The 12,042-nt window shown below is 68.6% G+C and carries 13 protein-coding genes; 7 read left to right on the top strand and 6 right to left on the bottom strand.

The features are described from left to right. Positions 1 to 40 precede the first annotated feature (40 nt). Entirely contained in the window at positions 41 to 1,480 is a 1,440-nt protein-coding gene (locus tag ACIBTM_RS10460; protein WP_395876223.1) for a M1 family metallopeptidase, read from the top strand. 134 nt (positions 1,481 to 1,614) lie between these two features. Here the strand turns inward: ACIBTM_RS10460 and ACIBTM_RS10455 are convergent, their stop codons facing one another. The 3 genes from ACIBTM_RS10455 to ACIBTM_RS10445 are packed head-to-tail and all read right to left on the bottom strand — an operon-like array spanning position 1,615 to position 4,594. Beyond that, positions 1,615 to 2,595: a LysR family transcriptional regulator gene (locus tag ACIBTM_RS10455; protein ID WP_395876222.1), complete on the bottom strand. Its 981-nt coding sequence runs from the start codon at positions 2,593 to 2,595 to the stop codon at positions 1,615 to 1,617. Then, positions 2,592 to 3,905 carry a purine-cytosine permease family protein gene (locus ACIBTM_RS10450; protein WP_395876221.1) on the bottom strand — a complete coding sequence of 438 codons (1,314 nt, stop codon included), beginning with the start codon at positions 3,903 to 3,905 and terminating at the stop codon, positions 2,592 to 2,594. Before ACIBTM_RS10450 ends, ACIBTM_RS10455 begins: the two co-directional genes overlap by 4 nt. A 2-nt stretch (positions 3,906 to 3,907) precedes the next feature. Continuing rightward, complete coding sequence (locus tag ACIBTM_RS10445) at positions 3,908 to 4,594, bottom strand: tRNA-dependent cyclodipeptide synthase (RefSeq protein ID WP_395876220.1); 687 nt, start codon at positions 4,592 to 4,594, stop codon at positions 3,908 to 3,910. Between the two features lie 159 nt (positions 4,595 to 4,753). Between ACIBTM_RS10445 and ACIBTM_RS10440 the strand changes: the two genes are divergently transcribed. From ACIBTM_RS10440 to ACIBTM_RS10430, 3 genes are all read left to right on the top strand, one after another. Beyond that, entirely contained in the window at positions 4,754 to 5,707 is a 954-nt protein-coding gene (locus tag ACIBTM_RS10440) for a LysR family transcriptional regulator (protein ID WP_395876219.1), read from the top strand. A 92-nt stretch (positions 5,708 to 5,799) separates the two neighbouring features. Continuing rightward, entirely contained in the window at positions 5,800 to 6,150 is a 351-nt protein-coding gene (locus ACIBTM_RS10435) for a rhodanese-like domain-containing protein (protein WP_395876218.1), read from the top strand. Between the two features lie 12 nt (positions 6,151 to 6,162). After that, positions 6,163 to 6,597 (top strand): thioredoxin family protein, encoded by a 435-nt coding sequence (locus ACIBTM_RS10430; RefSeq protein ID WP_395876217.1) that lies wholly within the window; start codon positions 6,163 to 6,165, stop codon positions 6,595 to 6,597. On the opposite strand, the gene ACIBTM_RS10425 is transcribed toward ACIBTM_RS10430, so the two are convergent. Continuing rightward, positions 6,579 to 7,361: an alpha/beta fold hydrolase gene (locus ACIBTM_RS10425; protein ID WP_395876216.1), complete on the bottom strand. Its 783-nt coding sequence runs from the start codon at positions 7,359 to 7,361 to the stop codon at positions 6,579 to 6,581. The genes ACIBTM_RS10430 and ACIBTM_RS10425 overlap by 19 nt on opposite strands. 12 nt (positions 7,362 to 7,373) lie before the next feature. Between ACIBTM_RS10425 and ACIBTM_RS10420 the strand changes: the two genes are divergently transcribed. Next, complete coding sequence (locus ACIBTM_RS10420) at positions 7,374 to 8,816, top strand: M1 family metallopeptidase (RefSeq protein WP_395876215.1); 1,443 nt, start codon at positions 7,374 to 7,376, stop codon at positions 8,814 to 8,816. Between the two features lie 22 nt (positions 8,817 to 8,838). On the opposite strand, the gene ACIBTM_RS10415 is transcribed toward ACIBTM_RS10420, so the two are convergent. Continuing rightward, positions 8,839 to 10,035 carry an FAD-dependent monooxygenase gene (locus ACIBTM_RS10415; protein WP_395876214.1) on the bottom strand — a complete coding sequence of 399 codons (1,197 nt, stop codon included), beginning with the start codon at positions 10,033 to 10,035 and terminating at the stop codon, positions 8,839 to 8,841. A 61-nt stretch (positions 10,036 to 10,096) separates the two neighbouring features. Here ACIBTM_RS10415 and ACIBTM_RS10410 point away from each other — a divergent pair, with 61 nt between their 5' ends. Continuing rightward, positions 10,097 to 10,405: an antibiotic biosynthesis monooxygenase gene (locus ACIBTM_RS10410; RefSeq protein WP_016337748.1), complete on the top strand. Its 309-nt coding sequence runs from the start codon at positions 10,097 to 10,099 to the stop codon at positions 10,403 to 10,405. Next, positions 10,398 to 11,210, top strand: a complete 813-nt coding sequence (locus ACIBTM_RS10405) for an SIR2 family NAD-dependent protein deacylase (protein WP_395876213.1) — start codon at positions 10,398 to 10,400, stop codon at positions 11,208 to 11,210. Before ACIBTM_RS10410 ends, ACIBTM_RS10405 begins: the two co-directional genes overlap by 8 nt. Here ACIBTM_RS10405 and ACIBTM_RS10400 read toward each other — a convergent pair. Next, positions 11,203 to 12,039, bottom strand: a complete 837-nt coding sequence (locus ACIBTM_RS10400; protein ID WP_395876212.1) for a hypothetical protein — start codon at positions 12,037 to 12,039, stop codon at positions 11,203 to 11,205. The two genes, ACIBTM_RS10405 and ACIBTM_RS10400, sit on opposite strands and share 8 nt — an antisense overlap. Between the last annotated feature and the right edge of the window lie 3 nt (positions 12,040 to 12,042).

Raw genomic sequence — 12,042 nt, 5'->3', positions numbered from 1 at the left:
GATGACCGGGCACCCTCCCCTGGAGAGAGAAGGCTCGTTCATGACCGTGCGGATTCGGTGGCAGGAGCCACTGTGCACCGCGTTGCTCGCCACCACGATGCTCGGCGCCTGCCCGGCTTCGGCGGTGGCCAAGCCGGCCCCCGGCAGCGACGGGTACGTGCACGTCTCACCCGACGGCACCGTCCTCGGACCCGATCCTTACTACCCGAAGGACGGCAACGGCGGTTACGACGTCGACCGGTACTCACTCGCATTGGACTACGCGCCGTACTCGATGTTCTTGAGCGGCAAGGCGACCATCACCGCCACCGCGACCCAGGATCTGGACCGGTTCGATCTCGACCTGCGTGGTCTCACCGTCCGGGCGGTCACCGTCGACGGCGTGGCCGCGACGTTCCGCCGGGAGGGCGAACACGAGCTGGTGATCACCCCGCGGACCCCGTTGGCCGAAGGCGCGCGATTCACCGTGGTGGTCGGTTACGACGGCCGTCCGGAACCGATCGCCACGGCGCGGGGGCGGGTCGGCTGGCTGGCCGCTTACGGCGATTCCGCCGTCGCCACCGGTCAGCCGCGTTCGGCGATGACCTGGTTCCCGGTCAACGGCACCGAAGTCGACAAGGCGACCCTGCGCGTCTCCGTCACCGTCTTGGACGAATTCTCCGTGCTGGGCAACGGTTTTCAGGTCTCCGACGTACCCGCGGGCGTCGGGCGGCACACCGTCACCTGGTCGGAGGAGACCGCGCTCGCGCCGAGCACGGCGATGCTCGGCATCGGCCGCTGGGAGGTCGAGAGGATCACCCTTCCCGGTGGGCGGACCGCGATCAACGCCTATCACCCGTGCGCCGTGGACAAGCGGAAGATCGGCGGGCGGCTGCCCGAGGTGCTGGAATTCCTCGCCGGGAAGTTCGGCGATTACCCGCAGTCGGCGGCGGGCGGCCTGTTCCTCGACCGCTCCCTCGGCTACACGCACGGCGCCCAGACCAGGCCGGTGTACGGCCGTGCCGCCACGATCGCCGATCTGGTGTACGCCAGCGCATACCAATGGTGGGGCGCCGGGGTGAGCGGCAAGATGTGGCGCGACGCGCTGATGCCCGAGTCCATCGCGCGGTACGCGGTGTGGCTGTGGGACGAGAAGAACGGCGTCGATCTGGATCGCCGATACCGCGAGACGGTGGCGAAGGTGCGCGACGACGCGGCCTTCTGGGCGCCGAAGCTCACCGATCCCGGCAAGGGCGCCGAATTCGCGCCGACGGCCAAAGCGGTGCTGATGGTGCACGCGCTGCGCCGTCTCATCGGCGACGAGGCGTTCTTCCAGATCCTGGCCGGTTTCCCGGTGATCAATCCGCAGGGAAACCAGAACTGGCATGACTTCGAGCTCTACGTTTCCGCGATGACGCAACGCGATCTCGGCGAGTTCAACCACGCTTGGCTGGACGGCACGGTGCGGCCGCCGGACTCGCTCCTCTTTCCCGGGAGCTGAACGACCTCGCCACATGATAGGTGCTGGGCTTGGTGATCATGTCGCGAAAGCCACTTTCGAGACGTCTGATGTCCCGAAAGTGGCTTTCGCGGCACCACCTCCAGAATCCCAGGCCTGAGCAGTCCGTGCCGTCCTCACCCCTCACGAGGCCTGTCCAGGTACTCGGCGTAGACGGGTGCCGTCCGCGCCTCGGCCCAGTACGTTTCGACCACGGCGGAGAGCAGCTCGTTCCGCCGCCCCGCCACGAAGGTCTCCTTGTTCCAAGCGAGAACATGCCTGCGCGGCAACACATCCCCGCGCAGCGGCCGGGTCACGACGCCGTGGTCGCCCGGATCGCAGATCGGCTGGGACAGCCCGATCGCGCCCGCCTTGACCACCAGCAGCGCCACCTGCTGCGAAGTCACCTGATGGGTGAACGACGGGGTGAAGCCGTGCCGTGCGCAGGTGTCCGCGAAGTATTTGGTGAACGTGGCCGCCGACGAATCGGAGACCATCACCCACGATTCGTCCCGCAGGTCCCGCAGGTCGATGACCTTCTCACGCGCCAGCGGATGGAATTCCGGCAGCAGGACGAAGGTCGGCTCGGTCACCACCACCGCGGTTTCCACGTTCGCGGGGATCTCGAGCTCGTATCCCGGATAGTCCTTGACCAGCGCCAATTCCGCGCGGCGCTGGGCCAGCAGCGGCAACAGCCGCTCGGGATGGTCGTCGTGCACGACCTGCACCTCGGAGACCTCCGGCCACAACCGGGTCACCAGCGACGGAAGACACGCCACCAGCGCGCTGGCCACCGCGGCCACCCGGACGACGTCGGGCGGGCCGCTGGGGCAGACGCGCTGCTCGATGTCTTCGAGCAGTTTGTCCAGCTGTGGCAGCAAAGCGGCGGTACGGCGTAACAGCAGTTCCCCCATCGGAGTCGGTGTCACGCCGCCCTCGCGCCGATCGAACAACTGGTAGCCCAGCATGTTCTCCAGCCGTTTGAGCTGCGCGGAAACCGCGGGCTGGGTGACGCCCAGCGCGATCGCGGCCCGGGAAAGGCTGCCCGTGTCCGCGATCGCCCTGATCACCCGCAGGTGGTGGACATCCAGCTGTACGACGTCGAACTCCTTTGTCACGAACGGGTTTTCGACCCGCCGGAAGAAGTCATGGTCGTGGAGAACACCACGGCCGTGGTCCGTCTGCCGAGAAGAACATACAGCAGAAAAGCGCCGAAAACGGAGTTCACCGTGGGGATTCCCCACGGCAGCCAGACCCCCACCGCCGCTCCGGCCACCCAGCCGATCAGCGCGGCGGGAACCCAGGTCGGACAGGTGGACGGCAGTTCCCCCGACGCACGGGTGGCCGCCAGATCCGGTTTCCAGCGCCGGACCACGTAGTACTCGGCGATCACCACTCCCGCCACCGGCGGCGTGAGCACGCCGACCCACGTCAGGAAGGTGGTGAAGTGATCGAGGATGCCGATCGCGGAGAGCACCGTGCCGAGGCCGCCGAGCAGCAGGGTCGCGGCGGTGCGGTCCAGCCGTCGGGAAAGCAGCACCTGCACGGCGTTCACCAGCCCGAGCGAGGACGAATAGAGGTTCCAGTCGTTGATCTTCAGGATCGCGGTGACCAGGATCAGCGTGCCGAGCACACCGGACGACGAGGTGATGATCCCGACGACGTCGGCGCTTTTCGCCGCGTGCGCGAGCAGGACCCCGATCAGGCCGATCAGGTACTGGCCGAGGGTGACGCTGACCAGGGTCTGCTTCACGACGTCGGACGCGGTCCGGTTGAACCGGGTCATGTCCGGCGTCATGATCGCGCCCATGATGAAGGCGCCCGCCACCAGCGTGGTGCCCTGCGCCAGCGACATCGCCGGTCCCGGCGGCGGCTCGGACATCAGCGTGGGCAGCGCATGGCCGCCGAGCGCGGAGATGATCGAAAACCCCGCCAGCGCGAGGAAAGCGGGCACCGTCAGATACGCCGTCCAGGCCATCGCGTGGAAACCGAACACGACGATCGCGGTGACCAGCGCGCCGCCCGCGAGCGCCCACACCCACACCGGCGGGCCGCCCATCAAGGCGTGCAGGCCGTGGGCGAAGACGTCGTTCTGCACCCCGAACCAGCCGGCCAGGCTCACCGTCATCAGGAGCCCGACCAGCGACGATCCGCCGGTACCGAAGCCCGCCCAGCGCGCGAGCACCGACGTCGAAAGCCCTTCCCGGGTGCCGGCGACACCCATCAGGATGGTGATGATCTCCAGCAGTACGGAACCGATCGTGATGGCGAGTACCGCGTCCCAGAACGTCATGCCGAAACCCAGCACCGCGCCGAGCAGGAACTGATGGAACGAGGACACCTGCCCGAACCGTTGCAGCGCGACGGAAACCCAGGAGTAGCGGCGTTCGGCAGGCACCCGCCGCAGGGAGAAGTCGTCGTGTTCCACGCTCACTCCACCCGTTCCGGGACGGCTTGTTCGAGGACGACGAAACCTTGGCCCGGCAGCGGCCGCCACGAGAGTTCGCCGCGGTAGAGCCGTTCGAGGAAGCCGACCCGCTGGTGATAGGCGAACACGGAGCTTTCGACACCCGCCACGGCGACGGTGCCGACGAACATCGGCAACTCGGCGAGGAAGTACCGGACCGCGCTGCGCAGCTGGTCACGCGTGGGGTGTTCGCCTTCGGGCAGGCGCCGGTCCAGCACCCAGCCCGTGGCGCCGAGGCACTGCTCGGCGAACTCCGGGTCGGTGGCGAACCGTTGGTGTGCCTCGGAAAGCAGGCCGAGATACGCGCTGTCGGCCTCTAGCACCGAGGCGTCCAGGATCAAGGTGTGCGGATCCGCGGGGCAGACCCGCTGCAGTGCCCGGACGATCTTGTTGCGCGTGTAATTGCCCTGCCGTTGCGCCTTTTGCGCGGCGCGGACCGGGTCGTAGCCGAGTGCTTCGAGCGTGAACGCGGACGGACCGTCCGGGACGAAGAAATGGAAAGCGCGAAAGGCCGACATGGCCCAGACCGCCAGATCGGCGATACGGTCCACGGTGAAATGGCTGTTGAACGGGCTGACGCCGAGACAAACGTGCTCGGCCCGCGCCAGCGGATCGGCGCAATGCTCCGTGAGTGGCAGTGGTCGCGGCAAGACGGCTCCTGATTCGCGTGATCTGCGATGCGTCGACCGAACGTAGCCACGGCACGTCCGCGCGGGTATTGCCACCGAATGTTGTCACCGGGTTATGAGAAATCGCGGCTCTCTACTTTCGGGGGTGCCGGGCGCGAACCGGTCGCGGTATACGAAGTCATGGAGATTCAGGTTCGGCATCTTCGCGTGATCTGTGCGATCGCCGCCGCCGGCAGCCTCAATCGTGCCGCGGCCGGACTGGGGCTCGGCCAGCCCGCGCTCAGCCATCAGTTGCGCCGGATCGAGCGGATGATGGGCGGTCCGCTGTTCCACCGCGACCAGCACGGGGTGCGGCCCACCGAACTCGGCGCCCTGATCCTGCGGCGGGCGCGGGCGATCGTGCTCACCTTCGACGAACTGGAGCACGACTTCCACCGGCAGGAGCCCGAGCCGGGCGCGTCGATCCGGATCGGCTGGAACGACAGCGCCATCACGGGTTCGCTGCTCGGCGGACTGCGCGACCTGCGCCCGGGCGAACCGTTCCGCACACGCGCGGACACCTCGCGCACGCGGCTGCTCGCGCAGGTCGCGAACCGGGGCATCGACCTCGCGCTGATCATGATCTGCGGCCGTCGCGGCCTCCCGGTGCCGCCGGAGGTGCGGACGCTGACGCTGGTCGAGGAGCCGTCTTTCGTCGCGATCCCCGCGGAGCATCCGCTCGCCGGCGAAGAGGAGATCGAGCTCGCCGAACTCGCCGGGGAGGACTGGATCGTGTCGAGCGGCGGCGACGGCTGCCGGGTGGTGTTCCGCGAAATGTGCCTGGCGCACGGTTTCGATCCACGGATCACCCACGACGCCGATATCGACACCGCGCGGGAAGACCTGGTCAGCGGCGGCTACGGGGTCGGGCTGATCCAGCCGACCCGGCCACCGGCGGACGGGCTGGCCATCCGGCCGCTGGCGGGCGCGCCGATGTGCGTCCGGCATGTGCTCGCGTGGCGGGAGGACGGCCCGTGCGCGCACGGTGTCCCGGAACTCGCCACCACGGCGAGAGCGGGCTATTGGCGGCTCGCCGAACGGACGGCGTCGTACCGCTCCTGGCTGCACCGCCACGGCGGGGTGGCGGCCGGATAACCCTCCGGCATGCCGATGCGGCACTAGAGCGTGTCCCGGAAAACGGCCGACGATGAAAATCGTCAATCACGGTCGCCGAAAGAAGGGGCACCATGCTGCCGTTGATCACCCGCACGGAACTGCTCTCCCGGATGGAGTCCGGATCGGTGGTCGTGGTCGACACGATGCCGGTCGCCTATTTCGAAAAGGAGCATCTGCCGGAAGCGCTCAACATTCCGGGTTTCCCGTACGAACAGGCCGCCGAATTCACCGACCGGCTGGCACCGTCGGTGCTTCCGGACAAGGCCGCCGCGATCGTCGTCTACTGCGCGAACACGCCGTGCCGCAACAGTGAATTCGTCGGACGGCGCCTGCTGGAGCTCGGGTACACGAACGTCCGCAAGTACCGCGAAGGCATCGAAGACTGGGTCGCGAACGATCTGCCGACCTGGTCTTCGTTCTGAAGGGAGATCGTCTTGTCCAAGTGCAAACGGTTCGTCTGTGTGCTGGCCGGTGTGCTGGCACTCGTCACCGGCTTCGGCAACGGCGCGGCTTCCGCCGCACCGACGGCCGAGAACGTGGTGACCGTGACTTCGGCCAACTACGCCGAGGTCATGAACATCTCGAAGGAAAAACTGGTCATCATGGACTTCGGCGCGACCTGGTGCCCGCCGTGCCGTCAGATGAAGCCGGTGATCGAACGGCTCGCCGGTGAATACGGCGGGCGGTTCCTGCTGGGCGAGGTCGACGTCGACCGGAGCCGTGACCTGTCCACCCGGTACAACATCCGCTACCTCCCGACGCTGGTCGGCGTCCGCAACGCCGCCGAGCTGCCGTCGTCGCGGAACATCGGTTACCCGGGCGAAGCGCGGTTGCGCGCCTGGATCGACGCTCAGCTGGCGAAGGGCTGACCGATGACGTCGGAGAGAAACGCTTCGACGGCACCGAGGTAGGTCTCCGGCGCTTCGTCGTGCACCACGTGCCCGGCGCCTTGGACGACGATGTGCCGTCCGAGGCCGCCGGGCACGCGTGCGGCCAATTCGGCCTGCTGGCCGTGCGGCATCGCGGTCCGTTCGCCCTCGATCGCGAGCAGCGGGCACTTGACGCGCTCGACGAACTCCCAGAAATCACGCCGTCCCCATTCGGCCGCGATTTCGTAGAGGTCCGGAAGTGACGCGATCAGGTGGTAGCCGTCTTCGCGTTCCTCGACGCATTCGATGAAGTAGTCGCCGGTGTCGCCGAAGAACTCGCGCACGTGGGCCAGCGACCGGAACGGGACCGGCCACGACTCGAAATACCCGCGCCAGGTGTCCACGGTCCGGCCGCGCTGATCCGGTGCGAAGTCCTCGCAGACCACGGCGCGGACGAGCTCGGGGTGCGTGGCCGCGGTGACCCACGCGTGCAGGCCGCCCATCGAATGTCCGATCAGGACCGCGGGTTCGCCGAAGGTCCGCAGCACCTCGGCGACGTCGTCGGCGAACCGTTCGGTGCGCCAGGGCCCGCCGCGCGGTCCGCGTCCGTGCCCGCGCGCGTCGAGGCCGTGGACACGCCCGTACGGTTCGAGCCTTCGCGCGACCCGCCACCACGTCGTCGCCCTGCCCATCAGCCCGTGCAGAAGGACGATCGGCGGCCCGTCACCGCCGAAAGTGACCAACCCGTCGCGCTGAATCACCACTAAGCTCCCCTCATGCGCAGCCGTGTCCCCGCCGCCGGTCTGGTCTTGGGGGTCGTCTGCGCCCTGATTATCGGCTGCAGTGCCGATCCTCCTCCGGCCACGCCCCCTCCGCCGCCGCCGATGAACCCGGCGCCGGGTGCTTCGGGTGCGGGCGACCCGTATTACCCGATGGACGGAAACGGCGGCTACGACGCGACCGAGTACCAGGTCGGGATCAGTTACGACCCCGCGAAAGGACGTCTCGACGGCGACACCACGGTGATCGCGAAAGCGACCCAAGACCTCAATCGGTACAACTTGGACTTACGCGGCTTGACGGTCCAATCCGTTGAAGTGGACGGCAAACCGGCGAAGTTCGCCCGCGAAGGCGAATTCGAGCTGGTGGTGACCCCCGCCGAGCCGATCCGGAACGGGACCTCCTTCCGCACGAAGGTCCTCTACGGCGGCGACCCGTCGGCGACGCCCAAGGCGGGCGGCAGCGAGAACGGCTGGCAGAAGTCGAAGGACGGCGGCGCGTTCATCGTCGGCGAGCCGCATTCGGCGTCGTTCTGGTATCCCGTCAACGAGACCCCGCGCGACAAGGCGATGTTCACCCTCACCGCCCGCGTGCCGGACGGCTGGACCGTCATCTCGAACGGACGCGAGATCCAGAAGACCGCGGCGAACGGCTGGACCACGACGTCCTGGCAGGAACGCACCCCCGTGGCCCCTTACCTGACCACGGTGGCGATCGACAAGTTCACCGTCGACCGGATGGCGCTCCCGGACGGGACGCCGGTGGTCAACGCGTACGCGCCGGGCGCCGAGGACCGGCGCGACACCGGCAGGCGGCTGCCGGAGATCATCGGCTTCCTGACCTCGAAGTTCGGGCCGTATCCGGTGGACGCGGCGGGCGGCGTCTATCTCGACGAGGACATCCATTTCTCGCTGGAGACCCAGACCAGGCCGACCTACGCGAAATGGGCCGACCTGATCACCGTGGTGCACGAAACCGCGCACCAGTGGTTCGGCGATTCGGTGACGCTGAATTCGTGGTCGGACATCTGCCTCAACGAATGTCTCGCGTCGTACGCGCAATGGCTGTGGCAGGAGTCGCGGGACAACGAGAACCTGGACGACCGTTATCGCGCCGCTCTGGAGATCATGCGGGGCAGCACCGATTTCTGGAAGCCGAAACTGGTCGGCATGGGGGCCGGGCAGGAATTCCGCGGCGTCTACGACAAGGGGATCCTGGCCGTCCACGCGCTGCGGCGGAAGATCGGCGAAGGAGCGTTCGGGCGGTTGCTGAAGGAATGGCCGGCGGCGTACCGGAACGCCAACGCGACCTGGGCGGATTTCGAGGCGTTCACGATCAAGCTTTCGGAGCAGGACCTGCGGCCGTTCTTCGACGCGTGGTTCCACGGCACGACGATCCCGCCGGACGCCGAACTGCTGCCGGGCACCCTGCGAGGCTGATCCCACCCACGCGTTCAGTCCTCTAAATGCGGGCTTGGGGGTAGTCCGGCAGGTCGATGCCGTTCACCACGTCCCGCATCTTCCGCGCGGCCAGCGCGGCGAACGGCTTCAGCCGCATGACCCGCATCGCCAGATACCGCGTCCGCAGCCCCGTCCGCGACTTCGCGAAGATCGACTCCGCGTTCTCCCGCCCCGTCTCCTGCGTCTTCTCGACGAACTCGCGCATGACGGCTTCGTAGCGCTTGAGCCCGGTGTCGAGACCGGCGGCGAGTTCCCCGGCGAGGACGTACGCGCCGACGAACGCCAGGCTCGTGCCCTGCCCGGACAGCGGCGAGGGGCAGAAGGCGGCGTCGCCCAGCAGCCCGACGCGGCCGCGCGACCAGGATTCCATGATCACCTGGGCGCACGAGTCGAAGTAGAAATCGGGCGCCTCGTCCATCCGGTCCAGCAGCCAGGGCGCCTCCCATTCCATCCCGGCGGCGAACCGGCGGACCAGCGCCTTCTGCGCCTCGATATCGCGATAGTCGTAGTCGACCTCCGGCGAAGCGAACCCGAAGTACGCCATCGCCTCGTCGCCGTCGCGGACGGCGCGGATCCCGGCGGACCGGCCGACGTCGTCGTGGCCGACGGCCCAGTTCCGCAGGCCGAGCCGGTTCGGCACGCTGAAGAACGCCAGGTACGAGCCCAGATGCCGGACGAACCGGGCTTCCTCGCCGAAGGCCAGCGCACGCACGCCCGAATGCAGCCCGTCCGCGCCGACGACCAGGTCGAACGTCCGCCGCGAACCACTCGCGAAGGTGACGTCGACCCCCTCTGTCCGCTCGTCCAGAGCGGTGATCCGGTCACCGAAGACGTACTCCGTCCGCTCCCTGGTCGCTTCGTAGAGCACTTCGGTCAGGTCGCCGCGGAGGATCTCGATCTCCGCCACGACACCGTCGCCGTCGAAATCGTCGGCGCGGATGGTGGCCTTCGTACGGTTCTTCCGGTCGACGAGCGTCTCGCCCTTCGTGTCCGTGCAGGCCGCGCGGATGCGTTCGTCCAGCCCCATCCGGCGGGCGACCTCCTTGGCCGTTCCGCGCAAGTCGACGGCCTGGCCGCCGGGGCGCAACGACGGCGCGCGCTCCACGACGGTCACCTGGAAGCCGTACCGGGTGAGCCAGAAGGCCAAGGCCGGTCCGGCGATGCTCGCTCCGGAGATGAGGATCTTGGTGTCAGCCATCGTCTGGAAGGTCCCACGCATCACATCGCGGCGCAAAACGATTTCGTCGTAGGCTGGCGGCATGGCTGTCGTGAAGATCAACGCGATCGAGGTCCCCGAAGGCGCAGGCCCCGAGCTGGAGAAGCGGTTCGCCGCGCGGCTGCACGCCGTCGACAATCAGCCTGGTTTCCTCGGCTTCGAGCTGCTCCGCCCGGTCTCCGGCGAGTCGCGCTACTTCGTCTACACCAAGTGGGAGTCCGAAGAGGCGTACCAGGCGTGGGCGTCCGGCCCGGCGCGTGAGGCGCATGCGGGTGAGCGCGCGAAGCCGGTCTCCACGGGTGCGAACCTGCTGGAATTCGAGGTCGTCCAGGCTTCGAAGCCGGGTGAGTGAACTCGAACGAGCCGCGGAACTGATCGACGGCGCCGGCGCGCTGCTCGTCTGCGCCGGTGCCGGGATGGGCGTCGACTCCGGCCTGCCCGATTTCCGGGGCGACGAGGGTTTCTGGAAGGCGTATCCGCCGTACGAGCGGCTGGGCATCAGCTTCGTCGAGCTCGCCGACCCGCGGCATTTCGCCGAGGATCCCGAGTTGGCCTGGGGTTTCTACGGACACCGGCTCGCGCTGTACCGCGCGACCGTCCCGCACGACGGGTTCCGGCTCCTGCTGTCCTGGGGAGCGCGCAAACCGGGCGGCGCCCGCGCGTTCACGTCCAATGTGGACGGACAGTTCCAGAAGGCGGGCTACCCGCATGTCGCCGAAGCGCACGGGTCCATCCATCACCTTCAGTGCCTCGCGAGGTGCGCCGAGGAGATCTGGCCCGCGGACGACGTCGAGGTCCCGATCGACGAAGACACGATGCGGGCGGTGGCCCCGTTGCCATCCTGCCCGCGCTGCGGCGGTCTCGCCCGGCCCAACATCCTGATGTTCGGCGACTACGACTGGTTCGGCAGGCGAAGCCAGGCCCAGCTCGACGAGCTGAACGCGTGGCGCCGCGCGCATCGCGACCTCGTGGTGGTGGAACTCGGTGCCGGACAGGCCGTGCCGACGGTGCGGCGGTACTCGGAGCTGGCCAGCGCCGCGACCGGCGCCCTGGTGCGGATCAACCCGCGTGAACCCGGGATCCGGCACGGCCGCGGCGTTTCACTGGCGACCAACGGCCTCGAAACCCTCGAAGCGCTGGACGCCCTGCTCAGCTAGGCCGGGTCCACAGATCGCGGCTGCTCGCCAGGACCACCCGCCCGTCCTCCAGGGTCACCGCGGCGGTGATCCGCTCCGCCGGGCAGCCCAGCTCACCCCGCCGCCAGCCACCCTCGGCGACCCACACGACCGTGCAGGCCCGGTTCGCCGTTCCGGTCTCATTCGACTCGGTACGGTCCCCGAACAGCACCGCCTTCCCCGCCTTGTCGACCGTCCCGCCGAGGATCCGGCCCTCCCCGGCGGACGCGGTCACCCAGGCGCCGGGCGCACCGGTCACGATCAGCGCGTCGTCCACGGAACCTCCGGCCAGCAGCCATTCCCCGCCGGTCCGGAGCACGGTGGAGAACCAGAGGTCGCTTCCCCGCACCTGAACCGGCGACACCGTCCAGGACACACCCGCGTCACCGGAGGCCCACACCCGCAAGTCCCCGCCGAGGGAGCCGGCCACGAGGACCTGATCGCCCTCGGCCGCGACCGCCGCCGGCGCCCACCGGCCCGGCCGGTCCTGCGGCAGGACGATTTCCCGCGCGTCGCGTCCTTTGTCTCCGGACACCCACGCGATCGGTTCCGACCGGTCCTCACCCGGGAACTCCCGGACCCCGACCCCGATCAGGTTCCGGCCCGCGCGGGCCAGCGCCACCGCTCGCCGATCAGGACCTGGCCGGAACAGCCGCTGGGCCTCGCCGGCCGGGTCCGGGAAATCGAAGGTCCGGGCGGCGCCGGGCTGCACGACGAAGCCCAGCGCGCTCTCGGGTGGCCCCGGTGGCAACGTGCCCGGGACGCAGGCCGCGACCAGCGACAACGAGAGGATTCCCCAGAGCTTCTTCACGAG

It is taken from the genome of Amycolatopsis sp. NPDC049868 (assembly GCF_044461365.1).
GTDB lineage: Bacteria > Actinomycetota > Actinomycetes > Mycobacteriales > Pseudonocardiaceae > Amycolatopsis.
This window is presented reverse-complemented; position numbering and strand designations above follow the sequence as displayed.

Coding starts and splice junctions, on each gene's coding strand:
- ACIBTM_RS10460 (WP_395876223.1), top strand. CDS start 41: ATGACCGTGCGGATTCGGTGGCAGGAGCCACTGTGCACCGCGTTGCTC.
- ACIBTM_RS10440 (WP_395876219.1), top strand. CDS start 4,754: ATGGAGATTCAGGTTCGGCATCTTCGCGTGATCTGTGCGATCGCCGCC.
- ACIBTM_RS10435 (WP_395876218.1), top strand. CDS start 5,800: ATGCTGCCGTTGATCACCCGCACGGAACTGCTCTCCCGGATGGAGTCC.
- ACIBTM_RS10420 (WP_395876215.1), top strand. CDS start 7,374: ATGCGCAGCCGTGTCCCCGCCGCCGGTCTGGTCTTGGGGGTCGTCTGC.
- ACIBTM_RS10415 (WP_395876214.1), bottom strand. CDS start 10,035: ATGGCTGACACCAAGATCCTCATCTCCGGAGCGAGCATCGCCGGACCG.
- ACIBTM_RS10410 (WP_016337748.1), top strand. CDS start 10,097: ATGGCTGTCGTGAAGATCAACGCGATCGAGGTCCCCGAAGGCGCAGGC.